The following is a 253-nucleotide window of genomic DNA, read 5'->3' as shown; positions in this document are numbered from 1 at the left end:
CCTTCTGCAGGATCGGGTAGCTCGTCTCCCCGGTCGACTTGACGTAGACCGGCTGGACGTAGAGCAGGCCGCCGCCGACCGGCAGCGTTAGCAGGTTGCCGTTGATCACATCGGTCTTGCCCTGCCGGAGCAGGTTGAGCTCCTGCGAGACGGTCGGATCGGAGTTGAACGTGTTCTGCACCTGACCCGGCCCGGGTATGGTGTCGCTCGACGGCAGTGTCAGGAGTCTGAGCTTGCCGTAGCCGGGCGACAC

At 64.8% G+C, this 253-nt stretch carries 1 protein-coding gene; it reads right to left on the bottom strand.

The window, feature by feature from the left end; all coding sequences use genetic code 11:
* Positions 1-253, bottom strand: a 253-nt coding sequence (locus AC1RPY_RS08080) for a UPF0182 family protein (protein WP_481763167.1), incomplete at both ends; no start/stop codon positions are given.

The organism is Dellaglioa sp. CoH-56-MRSF-12 (genome assembly GCF_056782075.1).
The sequence above is the reverse complement of the archived record's forward strand: the minus strand, read 5'-3'. Positions and strand labels throughout refer to the sequence as shown.